The organism is Brevibacillus sp. HB1.3 (assembly GCF_013186635.1).
GTDB lineage: Bacteria > Bacillota > Bacilli > Brevibacillales > Brevibacillaceae > Brevibacillus > Brevibacillus brevis_D.
Window position 1 is genome coordinate 254,209 of record NZ_JABMIT010000001.1, and the last position, 19,470, is coordinate 273,678.

Here is a 19,470-nt window from a genome sequence, read left to right on the forward strand (position 1 = left end):
GCAACCCATACGGGAACTGCCAGCTTTTTTTGTATACCTACCGATTACAAGCTTTTATCGTCAATGCTATTTAAGAATTGTTCAATCTCGCCAATCACTGATGGAATGCAATCGTCCTCAAATGGAGAATAGAGCTTCGCCACTTGCACCAGCTCGAGGAACGATTTACTTCCGCCTTCGCGGCAAAGCGTCAAATAATCCTCCCAAGCTTGTTTTGGCTCAGATTGAGATCGTTTCCAAAATTGGAAGGCGCAAATCTGGGCTAGTGTGTAGTCAATGTAATAGAAGGGGCTTTGGAAAATATGGGTTTGCTGCTGCCAGAACCCGCCCTCCTCAAGATACGCATTCTGCGAGTAATTGCGATGCGGTAGGTACTTGCGCTCAATTTCACGCCAAGCCTGTTTACGCTCTGCCGGGGTCATATCTGGATTTTCGTAGACAACATGCTGGAACTCATCAACAGATACGCCATACGGTATGAACTGCAGTCCGCTGCTCAGATGTGAGAATTTGTATTTGTCGGTATCTTCCTTGAAAAATTGCTCCATCCATGGCCACGTCAAAAACTCCATGCTCATCGAATGGATTTCACACGCCTCATAAGTTGGAAAATGATATTCAGGCACCTCAAAATCTCGGCTTACATACACCTGAAACGCATGTCCTGCCTCGTGCGTAAGTACGTCGATATCACCGGAAGTACCATTAAAGTTAGCGAAAATAAAGGGGAGCCTGTATTGGCTGATGTATTCACAGTAGCCGCCAGTTGCCTTCCCTTTTTTGCTCAATAAATCTAAACAGTCATTGTCCAGCATGAAGTTGTAAAATTCGTCCGTTTCAGGTGATAACTCGGCATACATCTTTTTCCCGTTTTCCACAATCCATTCCGGCGGGCCTTTCGGGCTTGGATTCCCTGTAGCAAAATCAAAGGAAAGATCGTAATACTCAAGTGTATCGACACCAATGCGTTGTCGTTGACGTTCGACGAGCTTTGATGATACTGGAACGATGTGCTCAAGCACTTGCTGGCGGAAACTGGCTACCATTTCTGCATTGTAGTCGGTACGATTGAGACGTGCATAAGCTAGCTCCACAAAGCTATTGAAGCCAAGTTTTTTGGCGATGCGTGTACGTACCTTGACGAGCTGATCGTAGATGCGATCAAATTCGTCCGTATGTTGCCGCATATAATCATACTTCGCTTCATTCGCACGTTTGCGCATGTCTCTATCTTTCGCAATTGTAAAAGGAATCATCTCTGAAAGGTTTCGCTCTTCTCCTTCAAACATGATTTTGGCAGAAGCTTTTAGTGCGACATATTGACTGGCCAAACGGTTTTCTTCTTGCAAATCAGAAATAACTTCTGGCGAAAATGTACGCAGTGTGCTCTCCGCGATGCGAAACAGTTGTGCACCCCATTTTTCTTCCAATTGTGCGCGGAAGGGAGAATCGACGATCGCCTGATAGTAGCGGGAAACGATGCCGGTATACACAGGAGTGGCTTCATCCCAGTAATCCTGCTCCGCCTTGTAGAAGGAATCTTCTGTATTGATCGTGTGGCGGATTTGTGCGACGTGCCGCGCAGATTCCACTTCTTGTCGCAGTTTGTTCAATTGAGCCATGATCGAATCTTGCTCAGAGAAGCTTGAAGCATGTTGAAACGCTTCCAATAATTGCGAGAATTGTCCTTCAACTTCGTTCATATCCATGCGCTCATACTGAATTTGTGAGAACTTCACGGACGTCCACCTCTTTTATTCGGAGTATGTATTCCAAATCATCTTACCAGAAAATACAAGATATCGCCTTCATATTCGTATATGTTGATCAAAAGTGGTGTTTTTATTAAGAAACCGTTATAATGAATCAAGCTGAAAATAAGCGGAATCGGCTATAGCAATAAGGAAAGCCGGGTTTTCTAGTGGCTTGATTGATATGCAGCATGCACAATCGCCGGAGAACGAACAGTGGAAAGTGAGGAATACCAATGCTGCTTACTACTATAAATGATCCTCAAGACTTGAAAAAGTGCACGCAACCGCAGTTACATACATTGGCATCTGAGATCCGTCAGTTTCTAATTGAAACGCTCTCGAAAACAGGCGGACATCTCGCGCCGAATCTGGGAGTTGTCGAGCTGACGCTGGCGCTGCACTATGTTTTTGACAGTCCCAAGGACAAGCTGATTTGGGATGTCGGACATCAAGCATACGTACATAAAATGCTGACAGGACGCCGGGAGATGTTTCCGACCTTGCGCCAGTACAAAGGTCTGTGCGGGTTCCCTAAAATGGTGGAAAGCCCGCATGACGTCTGGGAAACCGGGCATAGCAGTACGTCGTTGTCTGCCGCAATGGGGATGGCGACTGCGCGGGATTTGAAAAAGGAAAAGAACCATGTCGTTGCTGTGATCGGTGACGGTGCCTTGACAGGTGGTATGGCTTTAGAAGCCTTGAACCACATCGGTCATGAGCGCAAGAATGTCATCGTTGTGCTAAATGATAACGAGATGTCTATTGCGCCAAACGTAGGTGCCTTGCACAACTACTTGGGGAAAATTCGCTCGACGGAGAACTATCAGTGGGCGAAGGATGAAGTCGAAGGATTGCTGAAATCGATACCGGCTGTAGGGGGCAAATTGGCTCACATGGCTGAGCGCTTTAAGGACAGCATGAAGTACCTCCTCGTATCTGGCGTTCTTTTCGAAGAACTCGGCTTTACGTATATTGGTCCGATTGACGGTCATAACATGGAGCTGTTGCTCGATACATTGAAGACGGCCAAGCATACCAAAGGACCTGTATTGATCCATGCGATCACGAAAAAAGGACTTGGATATGCGCCAGCTGAAGCTGACTCGGTCAAGTGGCACGGTATCGGTACGTATAAAATCGAATCAGGTGATACACCGAAATCTGCACCAACCTATACATCCGTTTTTGCCGATACCATGATGAAGCTTGCGGATGAAGACCATTCCATTGTAGCTGTGACTCCTGCGATGCCAGCGGGTTCAGGCTTGATCCCATTTGGACAGAAGTATCCTGACAGACTGTTTGACGTTGGGATTGCAGAGCAGCACGCATGTACATTTGCGGCAGGATTGGCGACACAAGGCCTGAAGCCGGTCTTTGCAATTTATTCGACCTTCTTGCAAAGAGCCTATGATCAGTTGATCCACGATGTCGCACGCCAAAAGCTCCATGTGATTTTCGCCGTTGACCGTGCTGGACTCGTTGGAGCAGACGGGGAGACACACCAAGGGATGTACGATGTGGCATTCATGCGAATCATTCCGAATATGGTCATCATGGCACCGAAGGATGAAAATGAGCTGCGTCACATGATGAAGACAGCAGTGGAATATAAAGGCGGTCCGATCTCTTATCGTTATCCGCGATTGCCGACTCGGGGCGTCAAAATGGATGAAGAACTGCAAGTGCTCCCAATCGGAAAAGCGGAGATTGTACGCGAAGGCAAACATGTGGCGATTCTCTCCTTCGGTCACGTATTCGAAATTGCTGAAGCGGCGGTCAATCAGCTTCAAGAAGAAGGAATCAAACCGATGCTGGTCAATGCACGTTTTTGCAAGCCGTTGGACGAAGAGCTTCTATTCCGTCTGGCAAAGGAAGGCTACGATATCATTACGGTTGAAGAAGGCAGTGAAATGGGCGGCTTCGGTAGCGCTGTCATTGAATGCTACAGTCGTGCAGGCTATCATGGCATGAATGTACAGGTTGTCGCGGTACCAGATTATTTTGTTGAGCATGGAAGTGTGAAGGAACAGCGGCAAGAGGTAGGGCTCACAGCTGATCATATCGCTGCTCGTGTCCGATCCTTGATGCCAATTTCGAAGGGCGTAGTGGAAGCATGAGTGTAAGAAAAGAACGGATTGATGTTCTCTTGGTCGAAAGAGGCCATTATGAGACCAGAGAAAAAGCAAAAGCAGCCGTAATGGCAGGCCTTGTACAGGTAGCTGGCGACCGCTGTGACAAGCCGGGAACCAAATTTGCCGAGGATGTTGCGATTACGGTGAAGGGCGAGGTACACCCGTATGTGAGTCGAGGTGGCCTCAAGCTGGAAAAAGCATTACGTGTCTTTGAAATCGACATGAAGGATCGTGTCATGATGGACATCGGGGCCTCCACTGGCGGATTTACAGACTGTGCGCTACAGAACGGTGCGCGGCTTGTATACGCCATTGATGTCGGGTATGGACAACTCGCGTGGAGCTTGCGACAGGATGAACGAGTGGTCGTCATGGAACGGACGAATTTCCGTCATATGGACCCGGAAGCGTTTGAACACGAACGGCCAAACGCCGCATCGATTGACGTATCGTTTATTTCGTTGCGATTGATCTTGCCAGTGCTGTACCGTTTTCTGACGGATGGCGGTGACGTCGTCGCGCTGATCAAGCCTCAATTTGAAGCTGGCAAGGATAGAGTCGGAAAGAATGGAATCGTTCGTGATCCAGACGTGCACGAGAGCGTACTGACTGACATCGGTCAATTTGCCAGTGGATTGGGTTTCGCACTAAAGGGCTTGGACTACTCTCCCATTACAGGGGGAGAAGGAAATATTGAATTTGTTATGCATGTCCAAAAAAGTGAAGGCGGCATGGATTCGGAAGCTTGGCTGCAATGCGTAACAGAGGTAGTTGCGTCTGCTCATGCGAATTTGAAATAGGATAAAAAACCAAAGCCTCGGGAGTTTTGTCACAATCGAGGCTTTTTATTTATGCATGTGAAGTTGTATACTTGTATATGAGGTTGTTCAAGAAGGATTTCCAACCAACCAGTTTTGGGGTGGACCAAGTGAAGAAAATTGGAATCATAGCGAACAAAGGAAAACCCGAGGCACGTATCGTTGCACGGGAACTGCTGTATTTACTGGAGGACAGAGGGGCGCAAGTATTCCTGGATGACCATATCGCATCAGATGTAGGGCATCCAGAACTGGGCACATCTGTAGAAGAGATGGGGAAGCAAGCGGATTTGGTTTGTGTATTGGGAGGCGATGGCACGCTACTCAGAATTGCTCGCCAGCTTGCCGGTCACTCTATCCCGATCTTTGGAATCAATTTAGGCACGTTGGGCTTTTTGTCGGAAGCGGAACCGGAGCATCTGCCTCAGGCTGTCGACAATCTCCTTTCAGGAAAGTACGACATTGAAAAGAGAGCGATGCTGGAAGCTTGTTTGGTGCGAAAAGGAATCACACTGGGGACATACACGGCCATGAATGATATAGGGATTGCCAAAGGGTCATTTTGCCGGATCATTCAATGTGCGGTCTTTCTCGATGATGAGTACGTCGCGACGTTTAGCGGAGATGGTGTCATTGTCTCCACGCCGACAGGATCAACGGCATACTCACTTTCTGCAGGCGGTCCAATAGTGGCTCCCAATGTGGACATGCTATTACTGACACCAGTGGCTCCTCATTCCTTGACGGCTCGACCAATGGTATTGTCAGGCAATCAAACAATTCGAGTCGAAGTGGATGCTATTCATCAGGAGATGGGACTGTCCATTGACGGTCAGTTTGGTTATCGACTCGAGGGTGGCGATCAGATTTACATTAAAAAGTCACCGTGTGTGACCCCGCTGATCAAGTGGAAAAAAGGTGGCTTTTTCGAAGCGATACGAACGAAATTACAAGGGGAATGGGAGTAATCCATATGAACAAAGGGCAACGACATATTCGTATTCGGGATATCATCAGTAATCAAGAGGTGGAAACACAGGATGATCTGGTGGACCGCTTGCGGACTGCTGGCTTTAACGTAACGCAAGCGACTGTATCCCGAGACATCAAGGAACTACATTTAGTAAAAGTGCCGCTCCCTGATGGACGATATAAGTATTCAATGCCTGCTGAACAAAAATTCAATCCACTGCAAAAGCTGAAACGCATGCTTGTGGATTCCTTTATTAGCATTGACCAAGCCGATCATTTTATTGTACTCAAGACACTTTCGGGACATGCGAATGCGGTAGCTGAACTGATTGACAACCTTCCCTGGGAAGAAATCATGGGGACAATCAGTGGCGACAACACCATCCTGATTATTTGCCGTTCCAAAGAAAATACCAATGAAGTGACAAAACGCTTAATGGAAATGTTGTAGAAGGTGGTCGCTTGCGATGCTAGTGGAACTCTCGATCCGAAATTTTGCCATCATCAAATCAGTGACGGTCTCATTCCAAAAAGGCTTAAACATCCTGACAGGGGAGACTGGTGCGGGTAAATCCATCATTATCGATGCGCTAGGACTATTGTTAGGGGGCCGGGCTTCAGCTGATTTTGTCCGATATGGTGAGCCTCGTGCAGAAGTGGAAGGACTGTTTGAATTGCCGCCTAGTCACCCTGGACTTGACGTTTGTAAGAATGTCGGCGTCCAGATTGAGCAAGACGGAATGCTCGTGGTACGCCGAGATATATCAAACCAAGGGAAGAGTATCATTCGAATCAATGGACAGCTCGTGACTCTCGCGATGCTGCGTGAATTGGGGCCATGGCTAGTTACGGTGCATGGACAACACGATACGCATATGCTGATGCAGTCAGACAAGCATATCAAATGGCTCGACGCGTATGGGGAAAGTGAGTTGGGAGCTGCCAAGCAAGAATACGGTACCCTGTATACGGCGTACCGTAAAACAAAGCAAGATCTGGAGCGTATGGCACGCAATGATCGAGAGCTGGTACAGCGTATCGATCTATTGCAATATCAGCTCGATGAAATTGAATCGGCAACCCTTACGCCTGGTGAAGACGAGAAGCTCATGCAGCAGCGGAAAAAGTGGATGAACATTGAAAAAGTTTATTCAACGATTCAAGATGCATACCGCGCATTGCATGGTGACCAGAAGGGCATGGATTGGTTGGGACATGCGATGGGAGAGCTCGAGCGTGGTGTGAACTACGAAGAACAGCTCGTTCCGATTTTGGAGATAGTCCAATCGGCATACTATCAGATAGAAGATGTGGTGCATAACCTTCGTCAATTATCGTACCAAATGGATTTTGAACCGGAGCAGCTAGCAGAAGTAGAGCGTCGCCTAGATCAAATCCAGTCGCTAAAGCGCAAGTATGGCAAAAGCGTAGACGATATTTTGGAGTACGCGGCCACGATTCAGGATGAATTGGATGACATGCATCATTACGAAGATCGTCTCCAGCAGGTGGAAAAGCAATTGCAGGAGCTGGCAGCCGATTTGGCAGTAGAGGCATTGGAGTTGTCGGTTATTCGTTCCGAATGTGCAGGAAAGCTCGCACAAGAAATCGAGCAGCAGCTAAAAGAACTGCACATGGAGCGTGCTCGTTTTGCCATCGACGTCAGACAGACACCTGATGATGACGGGGTAGAAATTGACGGAATCAAGCGCTTTGTAGATGCGAACGGAATGGATCAAATCGAGTTTTTAATCTCACCTAACCCGGGTGAACCATTGCGTTCCTTGGCGAAGATTGCTTCTGGTGGGGAGTTGTCTCGCGTCATGCTGGCCATTAAAACGATTTTGGCGGGCACGGATCAAGTGGAGACCCTTATTTTTGATGAAGTCGACACGGGTGTAAGCGGAAGAGCAGCTCAAGCGATAGCAGAAAAGCTCGCTCGAGTCGCTGGTCAACGACAGGTCCTGTGTATTACTCACTTGCCACAAGTCGCATCCATGGCAGACGCGCATTTTCTGATTAAAAAGGAAATGAGCGAGAATGAAACCGAGACGCGGGTGAATCGTTTGTCTGATGATGAACGGGTATCAGAGCTGGCTCGTATGCTAAGCGGGGCAGAGGTCACAGCAAAAACAGAAGAACATGCGCGCGAGATGATCCTCCTCGGCCGCGAACGAAAGACTGTCAGCTAATTTGGCTGGCGGTCTTTTTTTATTGGAGGCAAGTACAACGATGGCTTCGTCAAGGACTTGTGAAGGCTGGGTTTCTAATGTTTTGAGTGGGTTATTTTCCTGACATAATCCGCTTGGCTGGTGGCAACATTAAAGGTACACAAGGTGGAGGTGTCCCTCATGACCGCTTTCGGTCAAACAAAATGGACCTGACCGTTTTGTTTTGTAGGTGTAGGTAGGGAACGGTAGGAGTGATTACTGGTGATCCGACAAAACAAAAGAAAATGGATGGGAAGTCTCCTTCTCCTCATCACGGCGCTTGTCGTGAGTTCCACCCCGTTCCGCGATCTGTCCTCCTTTCCCCGTGAATTGCGTTTGATGGAAGGGTCCCACGAGCAACTACGGGTCTCTGTGCCGGTAATGGGCACGCTAATCAATAGCAATCCTGATATCTTGCACGTTAACGGGACAGAGGCGCGTGAGGTATCCGTTGATTTGAGCAGGCCTATGTCTGTAGAACCGCGCAGGGCTGGGGAAGCCCAATTGCAGGTGAAGTGGCATAACATTCCGCTGACTGCTGTAAAAGTAAATGTATTGCCAGATCTGCGGTTGTACCCTGGTGGACAGTCAATCGGGGTGAAGCTGCAAACAGCGGGTGTTTTGGTTGTCGGTCATCATTTAGTAGACGATGGGAAAAACAAGTTTTCTCCAGGTGAACAGGCAGGTATACACGTCGGTGACATGATTATCAAAATGAACGACATGTACATCAATGACATGAACGACGTAAAGAAATTGATTAACGAAACGGGGAAAAAGAACCATTCCGTTCAATTGCTTGTCGTTCGTGGCAAGGAAAAGCTATCGCTCACTTTGCACCCGGCAAAGGATAAAAAAGACAGTGAATACCGTATGGGTCTCTATATTCGGGATTCAGCGGCAGGAGTAGGGACACTGACCTTTTATGATCCAAATTCCAAAGCGTACGGGGCATTAGGACACGTCATATCCGACGTAGATACTGGTCAAGCCATTGTCGTAGGAGATGGCCAGATCGTGCAAGCAAGTGTCACATCGATTGAAAAAGGACAAAGTGGCAATCCAGGGGAGAAATTTGCACGTTTCTACAATGAAAGTGAAGTTCTTGGAAATATAACGAAAAACACCCCTTTTGGCATTTTCGGCAAAATGAAGGACGAGCCCAAACGCAGCTATTATCAGGAGCCGTTACCAATCGCTCTTGCTGAGCAGGTAGAGGAAGGGCCAGCTAAAATTCTTACTGTCGTGGAAGGTCAAAAGGTAGAAGAGTTCGATATTGAGATCGCAAACGTGGTCAAGCAGCATTTTCCTGCAACCAAAGGGATGATTATCAAAGTCACGGACAAACGCCTTTTGGAAAAGACAGGTGGCATCGTACAAGGAATGAGCGGCAGTCCCATCATTCAAAAAGGGAAGATCGTCGGTGCTGTCACGCATGTGTTTGTCAATGATCCGACTTCGGGATATGGCTGCTACATTGAATGGATGCTTCAGGATGCTGGCGTGAATGTCCGAGATACTGCTGAATCCCGAACCCATACACCTAAGGCTGCCTAAATGAAGTGCCGTCACGCGAACGAAGCGAGGCGGCTTTTCCGATTTTTGCAGTCCTTTGACGAATCGGTTAGGTATGAAAGAATTCTTTGTCGAAATATCAGTTAAATCATTCAATCTTTCGTCATTGGCAGGAATGGAATTTGCTTTGTCGAATAATTTTTGTAGAGAAAAAGATGGTATGGACTAATCCCGTTAGATTTGTTAACTTCTAGAACGCCACCTTCTTTCCAAAAGACCGTCCATTGTTAGGAGGAACGACCTTGAGCAAGATTGAAGTGTTGTTGGCAGATGATAACCGAGAATTTGTGAATCTGTTAGAAGAGTACATCAGTAGCCAGTATGACATGAATGTTGTGGGTGTTGCTTACAACGGCAATGAGGTAGTTCGACTGCTGCAGGAACGTGTACCCGATGTATTAATTTTGGATATCATCATGCCACATCTGGATGGCTTGGCTGTTTTGGAGCAAATTCAGGCCATGCGCTTAAGTCCTCAACCTAAAATTATCATGTTGACTGCTTTCGGGCAGGAAGAGATTACGAAGAAAGCAGTAGAGCTTGGAGCAGCTTACTACATTTTGAAACCGTTTGATATGGAGGTGCTGGCTCAGCGCATCCGTCAAATCATTACCACCAAGCCTGCCTCTTCTTTTGTTTCTTCTGCAAAACCGCAAGCTACCTTACAAATCCGCGGTCGCAATTTGGACGCGAGCATCACCAGCATCATTCATGAGATTGGAGTTCCCGCACACATCAAAGGTTATTTGTATTTGCGGGAAGCGATTACAATGGTATACAACGATGTCGAGCTGCTCGGTTCGATTACCAAAGTCCTGTATCCGGACATTGCAAAGAAATTCAATACAACCGCTAGTCGTGTAGAACGTGCCATCCGTCATGCGATTGAAGTAGCATGGTCCCGTGGGAATTTGGACTCCATCTCCAGCTTGTTTGGTTATACGATTTCCAACACCAAGGCGAAACCGACCAACAGTGAGTTTATTGCGATGGTGGCGGACAAGCTGCGGATTGAGGCGAAGATTAGTTAGGGCCTAGAGCCGCAAGGGTTTGAATGTGTTTGCAAATATGGCTACTCATATTCGAAATGAGCCATTTTGTGCCGATAAACCTCTGAATAGCAATCCAACTAATACCGCTCTTTATTGGTTTCCCAAGACCAATGAAGGAGTGGTATTTTTTCTGACCAATTTTGAATTTCAACTAGATAACTTTATGCTAGAATCCGAAGGTGGAGCGGATAGTAAAGAACACATTGACACATGAGGAAATACAGAAGGTTTTGGGGTAATTTGTTACAAGGCTATTTCTTGATACAGGTTGGAAGGTATAGTAAACATATATACGAACGTGTAATTAAACACTTTTACTATTAATCACAAACGATTTTTAGACAATATCGTTACTTCGGTAACTCTGTGTTTATAGGTTGTAATACTTGTGCCCTGTTCAGAAGAATTCCCTTCAAAGATAATAACCATATCATTGGTTCCAATTGAATAGCTAAAGTCAGGAGGGATACTGATGGCTTTTGATTTCACTGGATATAAAGAGACTTACAACCTGATGCCTTTGGAATTACCAGAGAAAAAAAGTTATTATAGTGACCTTGTGAATCTTGAACAAAGTTGGACTGGGAGGGTAGATGCACAACTAGCCAATACATTTATTCAAGAATCTGTTCAATTAATCATTAATGCAATAGTCTTATTTGAAAAAGGGTATCTCGACTGTGCCTACTATTCGCTGAGGCAGTCGCTAGAGGTTTCAACTACAATGGTTTACCTAATGGAACTTGAACCGGAAGTGAAGAAGGAAGAATTGAGAAAATGGAAAAACAAAAGTAGATTTCCGATGTATGGTCAAATGTTAAAGTTTTTGAATGAGAACGGAAATGCATTTTCTGATATAAAGCAAAAAATGGAAAACTATTTCAAAGAAATTCAAAAAGTGAAGGAACATTTGAACAAACACGTACATAAGCAAGGATTTAATACATTTTATGTTGCAAGAAACCGTATCTCTGCGAGAAATAACGACAGAACACATCTTATTAAAGATTTTGAAAAATGCCTAGTTAGTTGTATAGGTGCGATAGCTGTTTTTAGACTCGCAATAGACCCATTTCCAGTGTTGCTTATGGATTATGAAATTTACTCAAGAACAGAAGAATTGTTGACCGAATCTTATACTGAGAAATTTGTTGATAAATATATTGGTTTGGAGGCAATAGAAGCTTATAAGCAAACAGAAATATATCTTGCCCACTACGAATATTATATCAACGAGGAAGAGAGACAGCCGTGTGTGCTTGATGTTGTTAAATATCAACACATAGATAAGGAAAGCATTGATGAAATTCTGAATCAAGTACATTTGTTAACAAGAAATGACTTTTTAGCTGTTACATTAGCTAGTCTATCCGATAAAACAGCATCTATTTATTGTTTAGATGGTTTGTATCATTACACTACGAGCACCAAGTCACATAGGACTGATTTTAGCTTTAGTAGTCTTACCTTCAAAAATATTAGAGAATCAAATAATCATCTGAATATACCATATGATGAAGCGTTTCTGTCGTATCTTTACTTTGAATCGGACGATTTTTTTGTAGAGCATAACGAGGAATTTACATCTGAGGAATTTAATAATATACGAACTCTTGTCATGGCTTTAGTACAGTTAATGAATCAAATAAGTTTTAACAACAAATAAGATAAAGTTACTTTCAATAAGAAGTTACCCTAATAAATCTAAACCCTCCGAAAGCCTTGGTACACAAGGGCGGCGGCAATCTAGACTCCATCTCCAGCCTGCTCGGCTAAACTAGCTCCAAACACCAAGGCGAAGCCGACCAACAGTGAGTTCATTGCCATGGTGGCGGACAAGCTGCGGATTGAGGCGAAGATTAGATAGGATGTAGGCAGGACAAGGGGTTTGGCACATGGATTAATATCGGATGCTCTCGGTTTTTGCTATAAACTTCTTTTTAGAGGCGATTAGTTACCGAGAGTATGACCAACTAATTTTCCCTGTTTATTGGTTCAAAAAACCATGAATAGGGTGTTTTTATGACAAGACTGGATTTCCAAATTGACAGTTTTATGATGTACTGTTCTTCAAAGAATTTAGCAAAAAAGACCATAGGGAGTGTTACATTTGATATTCTGGAAGAGTGTGAAGAGAATGAACTTCGAGAATAAGAAAGTGAATTGATTGAAAAGCTGAGGGATGAGACTTATAACATGATTCATAAGGCGTGCTAACAAGATTAATGATAAAGAAAGCCGCACGAGATTATGAAATCAAGTGCGGTGAGTCTTAGAAGCGTATGTTTTGAAACTCAGAAAAGTCGTATTCTTCCCCTAGGACTTTTTTTGCATGCAATTTAATAGTCTCTATAGTTGATGAATATGCACGCCTATCACGGATTTGGGAGTTCCTATTTATTGCCTTTAGGAGGTCTTTCATTTGCTGGGCTGAAAAATCAGAAAAGTGCGGAACTATTAGATTTTCATAATTAACGTCTGCCGAATTATAAGAGCCACAATAATGGAATTTTTTAATCATCCAGTCTAAAACAGTGGACTCTAAGAATTTGTCACCTTCAGCATAGTCATAGATTTTTTTGAGGCTCCAAGTTGATAGATCTTCTAAGGTTAACGGGTCTTCCTCAAATATATTTTGAAATGTCCTCATGTGTGTTCTAAGATCAGAATTCAAATAGTAAGCAATAAACTCATCGTCTTTGGACTTTCTAATTTCTGCCCTAATGTACTCTTGAGTATCGGCAGATAAGCAAGTGAAAATTTGTGGATAAAGGCAAAGAGTTTCGTTGATAAACTCAATGTTAATGTCAGTGTTAAGTTTACTGAAGTATGTCGAATTTGCTCTAATGAATTCAATTATTTCAGTTTTATTTCTCTTTATCATCAAATTTAGCACAGTTAGGCATGTATATCTATGTTTCTTTGATTTTTCACTGGTATCAGAGAAGGTAATTCTCCATAAACTTTTAAGCAACTCTTTGTATTCGTTCATTGCAATTTTTCTGAAATATCGAGATTCTAAAAAACGTTCAAGTTCGGATTGAGTAAATTCGGTTGAAGATAACCCAGCTATATCTTCAATAAAGAATGTGAACACTTTTTTAGAAAGCATAGATGGTTTTGTTAAAACACCATCTAACATATTTCTGATGTGTGAGCGAGCATTTTCTAGACTTGGATTAAAAAGATCGAAATTTTTATTCAAGACAGGGTGAGCGGATAAATTTCGATGGTCTTTTAAAGATGATATATTGGCATAATCGCTTGCTTCTAAAAGTTTAGTCCTTTTATATATTTCCTCGACTAACTTCATTTCCCATGCAGAAAGCTGCTTATTTGTTTCTTTCTCACTCTCTACCTCTTCTAATATTTTTGTCGCGGTATCATCGCTATAAAGGTCTTTTAGCTCTTCAAGTTTGTATAAGAGGTCGGTTATTACAATACTGTAGAGAATAACAATGCAAGAACGATAGTTCCCTGATTGGTATGTTTGCAACACTTCTTTAAAGTATTCTTTTGTTTTTGGGTGATGAATTTGTTCGCTTACGTATTCAAATGAGTAGTTCATATGAAAAGCCTCCTACAATTATTGAGACTATTGTATGTTAATTTAGAAAAATATCCAATATATTACATCGAATATAGGGAAAACTCGCTATCTGTCGAATTTTTATATAGATAGGAGGGGTATTGTGAAAAAGAAGGACAGACTTAATTTACTGAAAGAAGTTTATACTACTCAGCTAGTGGAGGGTAAGTTCACATTTGAAAAATTAGTATGTGGTGATAAAGACTCATTCTTGAGGTATACTATGTACCTCTATCTAGAGGATCATGGTTGGGTGACAATAAATCAATTGGATCAAAATGAATATGTGGTTAGGATTACAGGTGCTGGAATTGATCTTGTTGAAAAAATAAGTAACAAGGTTAAACGAGGTATAGGGAACATTATGATGGTATTAGCTCTCCTGTATAGTATAGCGGCATGCATTCCGCTCTATGGGGTATTAAAGAATGGAGAAGAGCTTTCGGCACTTAATGCAGGCTTCTTCACACTAACCGGATTTATTTTTACAGTTTTAGGAACGGCTGTTACATTAAAAGCAAGAAGCGAAGAATAACTTGACAAAGTGAAAATGGATATATGGGCAATACAGGCTTTAGCGTTGGTTATTATCTTCATTAATAAAGTAAGGGGAAAAGGTGCTTCGTATGGATATGGCAGGGATACTGATCCCGTTAGATATCTAGAGTGGTACATTGAGCAATCTAAGATAGAAAAATTGAGGGAGGTAATTGAAGCAATGTTTCAATATCCTTAACCAATACAAAAGGACATTAGCATTTGCTTGCTAGTGTCTTTTTGTATTGTTAGGACTTAGTTACCGAATGGTTTAGTCACCCGTATAGCGATACCTATTTTCTTAGCATAAATTAACAAAAATTGGTTTGTGTCATCTATAATAGAATTCTAAACAGAGTAAAAGCGAGGTACATAATGAAAAATCAAATCGAACAATGCCCAAAATGTGGAGGTAATGAGATTGGAAAAGGGAGACAAGCTGGAGATGCGGCAGTGTTTCCTTTAGGCAAGATTATCCCTCTTGGTTCTGCCATCATTCATAGAATCTGTACGAATTGTGGGTATGTTATCGAGAGTTATGTGGAAAACCCCTCGAAATACAAAGGTTAATACGATTTTGGAGATAATGAAAAATGAGCAAACTACTGTCCTACAAAGAAATTCATATCCGTTCTTCTACATCACCTATTGCATATAAGCAGGCTGGTTATCGTCAAAGGTTTCTTACCATTGAGGGAAAAGAGATCGCCAATACAGGTATAGATTGTGAAACCTGTCTTTTTTATGCCGACGCTTCAGGAATGGATATGAAAAGCGCAACAAAAATATCCAACAGATTAAATCAAGGGATAAATTCACTAGACCAAGAGTTCCTGTCTGATTTATCCTGTCTCATTCCCAATGGTCATTATATTGCAACTTTGCTCAAGGTGTATCCTAGGCTGAAAAGAGATGCATATGGGACTGAGTACTATAAGGCTGGGCTAAGGAATATTAGCAGTATGAGGAAAATGGAAGAATATATAGTACCCATTCAATCCAGTGAATCATTAAATCCTATAGCAATAAATGATTACATGGACAGAGTGGATTTAAAAGAAACACCAACAGCGTTGAGCATTTCTTTCCTAGATATAAAATATCCGTTGAATCATTTTGATGAGATATGGGTTTATAGTCATTTTATATTGGATGGTCATCACAAAATGTTTGCGGCAGATAAAGCCCAAAAACCAATTACCCTATTATCCTTTTTATCGATTGATGAGTCATTCGCAAATAAGGAACAGTTAGATAAACTTTTCCAAGTTTTAACCTGATGAATTGGCTATTGTGTCGGGGCAAGAAGTAAGCCAAGGTATTTTAACCCTGGCTTTGATCATCAATATACCATTTTACTAAATAGAATCACAGAGGTCACTTAGCTGTTTCTTTAGCTGGTGTAGTAGGTGGTTTTTCGGGGCTTGCAGCGGGTGCGTTTCTATATTCAAAGACCATTTCGGAAGTACTACTCAATCCGGTTTGTTCCATGCCTTTACTCGTCAAGGCAATTCTGCCAAATGCCGTAACAGTGGAAGGAATCCTTCCATCTGGTTTGATAATGGTCACAGAAACGGAGTTAATTTCTTCTTTCTTGTCTTTCGCTAGAGTCCGAGTATTTTCCACTAAAGCGCGCAATTCCTTTTCATCATTTGATTCTGTCGCTAAAGCAACCATCCACATTCCGGTGCTTTCGTCAAATCGGTCAATGGCTAATACATATGCAGGTAGCGGCACTTCTGGTGTGCTTGCCGTTTCACTACAGGCTGGAAGGATTAGTGCTAGTGCAAGTATCAAGGCTAGTCTAAATTTCAATCTGCAACTCTCCTAATTAAGTTTTAATCATTTTACCAAAGTTGGGGTATTTTTACTATAACTAAAAAAGTATTCTTTCCGGAGGAACTGAATCCATGTGCCTAGAATTATTGGTCATGATAAGAGAAACACCAGGAATTGAGCCTAATCCGATAGTCTCTCCTTATGTTTTGACAGGCAAGCTATCACGTGAAAAAAGTCCTCATTTTTTCAGGCGTTTTCCGAAAAAACAGGCATGGTGGGTGACAACTGAAGAGGGGTGCGCTTGCAGATTTAGCATTTCCAAGCATCCTGATAAAGTAAAACTTGGGATGTACCCAGAAGAGGAGAGGCCTCGTCGTTATCAAGAATACGTAGAGGACTATCAAAAAAGCACTGCAAGAATGATGCATCTACGTGCATGGTGCGAGGAGCTACTTGATCACGACAAGACGCAGGTTGAACTGTATGGTATATGGATCGGTGATAAATTCAGAAAAAGAGAACCCGTTTACTCGACGATCGAAGACCTCTTCTCACCAAAAAAATTTCGTTTGGACGAGCAGCATTACATCCTGACAAAATGAACCATTTGATAAGAAACTGCCAGAGTCCCTTGCGAGATTTTGATCCTCCTATGTAAAATAGAAAAGCATACGATACAAATACATACTACTAATAGCGAGGCAGGTGCTGTGAAAGTGCGCAATTTGGATAAAATTCTCGCATTTAACCGTGAATTTGTAGAGAAACATGAATATGAAAAGTACCAAACTACCAAGTTTCCTGATAAACGACTGGTCGTGCTCTCTTGCATGGATACGCGGTTGGTGGAACTGTTGCCGAAAGCCATGAACATACACAATGGGGATATCAAGCACGTAAAAAGCGCCGGGGCAATCGTGTCCCATCCTTTTGGGAGTATCATGCGAAGCATTCTCGTGGCAATCTATGAATTGAATGCAGAAGAAGTGATGGTTGTCGGTCATTATGACTGCGGGATGAGCGCGATCGACAGCAAGCGCACCATGGAGAAGATGCTGGAGCGAGGAGTCTCGGCTCAAACGTTCTCCACGCTTCAACATGCAGGGATTAACTTACACAAGTGGCTGCACGGATTTGATCGTGTTGAAGAAAGTGTGAAAAATAGCGTACATACGATTAAAAATCACCCGCTCCTCCCACCGAATGTGGACGTCCATGGTTTACTCATTGACCCGGTAACGGGGAGATTGGATGTTGTCGTGAATGGGTACGAGCGAATGAAGGACAGTGAATGATCCTAACCTTGCTCCCATTTCAAGGAAGACATTTCTCCACAGAGTCACGAAATGGGTAGGTGGATTGATTGGTCTCGGTATAGCGACTGGCGTGTACGGTCATGTATGGGAACGAAGAGCACTTGATATCGTACGATTGTCGATCACGATACCGGGATTGCCAGAAAGCTTTAAGGGGACAAAGCTCATTCATTTCAGCGATGTCCATCTCGGTCATTATTTTGAACCGAAAGAGTTGGAGCCAATTATTGCCGTAATCCAGAGCGAAAAACCGGACTTGATTTGCTTCACAGGGGATATCGTTGACGAAGTGACGCGACCTCTATTCGCCGCAGTTCCCCTTTTCAATCAGCTTCTAGCCCCATTGGGCAAATTCGCCGTTTTGGGTAACCACGATTATCGAGCTGGTGAACAGCAAAAGGTTCGAGATGGCTTAGTCGCGTCAGGCTTCGAAGTGTTGGATAATCGTCACGTTGTCGTACACAAGGATGGCCAGCAGTTATACATGGCGGGGGTTGATGATATTTTCTATGGTGTACCTGATCTTTCAAGGGCGCTCGAAAATATCCCGCCGGAGGGCAGCGTAATCTTGTTGGCGCATGAGCCTGATTTTGCTGATATTGCGTCAGAGCATCCCGTGCATCTCCAACTGTCCGGCCACAGCCATGGCGGACAAGTACGCTTGCCCTTCATTGGTCATCTTTTGGCGCCGCAATACGGACGTAAATATGTACAAGGACTGTATCGGGTAGGTGGCATGGCTGTGTACACCAACAGAGGATTGGGTACGACGATCTTACCCGTTCGTTTATTTTGCCGCCCAGAGCTTACGGTGTTAACACTACAGTAAACTTTTGTTAATAATGTTCTTTGATCCATTGGACGAATTGCTGGAAAGCATCGTCCTCTTTTTTTGGGTGCAGGTAGGCGATGAGAGTGGGGCGCACTAGTTCGCCGTTTGCGATATCGTAGGCAACCAATCTTCCGGTCGCCAGCTCTTGTTGGATGGTCCTTTCCGGCAGGATGGTGATCCCTAGCTGACGTTCGACCATTTTTTTAACAGCGTTGAAACTGTCCAATTCCATAATAATATTCGGAAAAACTCCCTGCTGGGCCAGATAGCGGTCGATTCGTTGGCGATAAGGAGCCGTATGATTCCCGAATACAATCATTTCCTCGGTTCCCCATGCCTGAAAACCTGGAAACCCGCTTGCCCAAGGATGACTGGGCGCCATGACGAGCAGGAGTCGATCGCTGGGAAGGAATTCTTGATGGATGTGCGGGTGATACATTTCACTCCCGAGAAAGGCAATATCAGCCGTTCCGGTTAACAGAGCGCTAAGGGACTCCTCGTACAACGTAGAGCGGACGTAGCAGGTAAAGCCGGGATGAGCAATCCGGTACTCCCCAATAAGTCTCGGCAGTTCGTAGGCGACAAAAGCTTTTCCTGCGACGATGTTCATCGATTGGCGCTGTTCTTTCTCTTGGATAAAGGAGCGCATTTGCTCAACGATGCTCGTCGCAACCGGTAGCAACCGACGTCCTTCACCTGTAAGACTCACTCCTGAGGCAGTACGTACAAACAGTGCACCCCCAACCTGGCGCTCTAGCTGCTTCAATCGGTGCGTCAATGTTGATTGCGCCAAAAATAATGCCTGTGCAGCGCGATTAATCGATCCATGACGAGCAATCGTCAAAAATACCTCAAGACTTTCTCGATCCATTGTAAGATGCCTCCTATTCAAATTGTCGAT

General features: G+C 43.9%; 17 protein-coding genes and 1 pseudogene. 14 read left to right on the forward strand and 4 right to left on the reverse strand.

Going from position 1 to position 19,470, the window contains the following annotated elements; genetic code table 11:
* Positions 1–44 precede the first annotated feature (44 nt).
* Positions 45–1,739, reverse strand: a complete 1,695-nt coding sequence (locus HPY31_RS01340; protein ID WP_172137834.1) for a M3 family oligoendopeptidase — start codon at positions 1,737–1,739, stop codon at positions 45–47.
* 248 nt (positions 1,740–1,987) lie between these two features.
* Here HPY31_RS01340 and dxs point away from each other — a divergent pair, with 248 nt between their 5' ends.
* The 9 genes and pseudogenes from dxs to HPY31_RS29110 all read left to right on the forward strand — a co-directional run.
* Positions 1,988–3,874 (forward strand): 1-deoxy-D-xylulose-5-phosphate synthase, encoded by a 1,887-nt coding sequence (gene dxs / locus HPY31_RS01345; RefSeq protein ID WP_016739918.1) that lies wholly within the window; start codon positions 1,988–1,990, stop codon positions 3,872–3,874.
* A complete protein-coding gene (locus HPY31_RS01350; RefSeq protein WP_016739919.1) occupies positions 3,871–4,689 on the forward strand; it encodes a TlyA family RNA methyltransferase in 819 nt (272 codons plus the stop codon). The genes dxs and HPY31_RS01350 overlap by 4 nt, the downstream gene beginning before the upstream one ends.
* A 128-nt stretch (positions 4,690–4,817) precedes the next feature.
* Positions 4,818–5,675, forward strand: a complete 858-nt coding sequence (locus tag HPY31_RS01355) for an NAD(+)/NADH kinase (protein WP_012686039.1) — start codon at positions 4,818–4,820, stop codon at positions 5,673–5,675.
* A 5-nt stretch (positions 5,676–5,680) separates the two neighbouring features.
* Positions 5,681–6,130 carry a transcriptional regulator AhrC/ArgR gene (gene ahrC, locus HPY31_RS01360; protein ID WP_012686040.1) on the forward strand — a complete coding sequence of 150 codons (450 nt, stop codon included), beginning with the start codon at positions 5,681–5,683 and terminating at the stop codon, positions 6,128–6,130.
* 16 nt (positions 6,131–6,146) lie between these two features.
* On the forward strand, positions 6,147–7,871 hold the full coding sequence (recN, locus tag HPY31_RS01365) for a DNA repair protein RecN (RefSeq protein ID WP_172137836.1): 1,725 nt from the start codon (positions 6,147–6,149) through the stop codon (positions 7,869–7,871).
* Positions 7,872–8,111: 240 nt separating this feature from the next.
* Entirely contained in the window at positions 8,112–9,446 is a 1,335-nt protein-coding gene (gene spoIVB / locus HPY31_RS01370; protein WP_012686042.1) for a SpoIVB peptidase, read from the forward strand.
* A gap of 260 nt (positions 9,447–9,706) precedes the next feature.
* Positions 9,707–10,495, forward strand: coding sequence for a sporulation transcription factor Spo0A (gene spo0A / locus HPY31_RS01375; RefSeq protein WP_016739922.1), 789 nt, complete (start codon positions 9,707–9,709; stop codon positions 10,493–10,495).
* 493 nt (positions 10,496–10,988) lie between these two features.
* Positions 10,989–12,182, forward strand: a complete 1,194-nt coding sequence (locus HPY31_RS01380) for a teicoplanin resistance protein VanZ (RefSeq protein WP_172137838.1) — start codon at positions 10,989–10,991, stop codon at positions 12,180–12,182.
* Positions 12,183–12,256: 74 nt separating this feature from the next.
* A pseudogene (locus tag HPY31_RS29110) lies at positions 12,257–12,383 on the forward strand (sporulation initiation factor Spo0A C-terminal domain-containing protein); the annotation flags it as partial.
* 405 nt (positions 12,384–12,788) lie between these two features.
* Here the strand turns inward: HPY31_RS29110 and HPY31_RS01385 are convergent.
* A complete protein-coding gene (locus HPY31_RS01385; RefSeq protein WP_172137840.1) occupies positions 12,789–14,084 on the reverse strand; it encodes a hypothetical protein in 1,296 nt (431 codons plus the stop codon).
* 124 nt (positions 14,085–14,208) lie between these two features.
* On the opposite strand from HPY31_RS01385, the gene HPY31_RS01390 reads away from it, so the two are divergent.
* Together HPY31_RS01390 and HPY31_RS01395 are read left to right on the forward strand one after the other, a co-directional pair.
* Positions 14,209–14,640, forward strand: a complete 432-nt coding sequence (locus HPY31_RS01390) for a hypothetical protein (RefSeq protein WP_172137842.1) — start codon at positions 14,209–14,211, stop codon at positions 14,638–14,640.
* A 595-nt stretch (positions 14,641–15,235) separates the two neighbouring features.
* Positions 15,236–15,922 (forward strand): hypothetical protein, encoded by a 687-nt coding sequence (locus HPY31_RS01395; protein WP_172137844.1) that lies wholly within the window; start codon positions 15,236–15,238, stop codon positions 15,920–15,922.
* A gap of 97 nt (positions 15,923–16,019) precedes the next feature.
* Here HPY31_RS01395 and HPY31_RS01400 read toward each other — a convergent pair whose 3' ends face one another.
* Positions 16,020–16,457, reverse strand: coding sequence for a hypothetical protein (locus HPY31_RS01400; RefSeq protein ID WP_172137846.1), 438 nt, complete (start codon positions 16,455–16,457; stop codon positions 16,020–16,022).
* Positions 16,458–16,552: 95 nt separating this feature from the next.
* Between HPY31_RS01400 and HPY31_RS01405 the strand changes: the two genes are divergently transcribed.
* The 3 genes from HPY31_RS01405 to HPY31_RS01415 all read left to right on the forward strand — a co-directional run bounded on the left by HPY31_RS01405 (position 16,553) and on the right by HPY31_RS01415 (position 18,566).
* Positions 16,553–17,023, forward strand: a complete 471-nt coding sequence (locus HPY31_RS01405; RefSeq protein ID WP_172137848.1) for a hypothetical protein — start codon at positions 16,553–16,555, stop codon at positions 17,021–17,023.
* A gap of 114 nt (positions 17,024–17,137) precedes the next feature.
* On the forward strand, positions 17,138–17,716 hold the full coding sequence (locus tag HPY31_RS01410) for a beta-class carbonic anhydrase (RefSeq protein WP_172138882.1): 579 nt from the start codon (positions 17,138–17,140) through the stop codon (positions 17,714–17,716).
* On the forward strand, positions 17,709–18,566 hold the full coding sequence (locus HPY31_RS01415; RefSeq protein ID WP_172137850.1) for a metallophosphoesterase: 858 nt from the start codon (positions 17,709–17,711) through the stop codon (positions 18,564–18,566). Before HPY31_RS01410 ends, HPY31_RS01415 begins: the two co-directional genes overlap by 8 nt.
* Positions 18,567–18,573: 7 nt before the next feature.
* Here HPY31_RS01415 and HPY31_RS01420 read toward each other — a convergent pair whose 3' ends face one another.
* Positions 18,574–19,440, reverse strand: coding sequence for a LysR family transcriptional regulator (locus HPY31_RS01420; protein ID WP_012686051.1), 867 nt, complete (start codon positions 19,438–19,440; stop codon positions 18,574–18,576).
* Positions 19,441–19,470 lie beyond the last annotated feature (30 nt).

Bases quoted from the DNA above. Each gene is read 5' to 3' on its own strand.
- dxs (WP_016739918.1), top strand. From the start codon at position 1,988: ATGCTGCTTACTACTATAAATGATCCTCAAGACTTGAAAAAGTGCACG.
- HPY31_RS01350 (WP_016739919.1), top strand. From the start codon at position 3,871: ATGAGTGTAAGAAAAGAACGGATTGATGTTCTCTTGGTCGAAAGAGGC.
- ahrC (WP_012686040.1), top strand. From the start codon at position 5,681: ATGAACAAAGGGCAACGACATATTCGTATTCGGGATATCATCAGTAAT.
- recN (WP_172137836.1), top strand. From the start codon at position 6,147: ATGCTAGTGGAACTCTCGATCCGAAATTTTGCCATCATCAAATCAGTG.
- HPY31_RS01380 (WP_172137838.1), top strand. From the start codon at position 10,989: ATGGCTTTTGATTTCACTGGATATAAAGAGACTTACAACCTGATGCCT.
- HPY31_RS01385 (WP_172137840.1), bottom strand. From the start codon at position 14,084: ATGAACTACTCATTTGAATACGTAAGCGAACAAATTCATCACCCAAAA.
- HPY31_RS01395 (WP_172137844.1), top strand. From the start codon at position 15,236: ATGAGCAAACTACTGTCCTACAAAGAAATTCATATCCGTTCTTCTACA.
- HPY31_RS01405 (WP_172137848.1), top strand. From the start codon at position 16,553: ATGTGCCTAGAATTATTGGTCATGATAAGAGAAACACCAGGAATTGAG.
- HPY31_RS01420 (WP_012686051.1), bottom strand. From the start codon at position 19,440: ATGGATCGAGAAAGTCTTGAGGTATTTTTGACGATTGCTCGTCATGGA.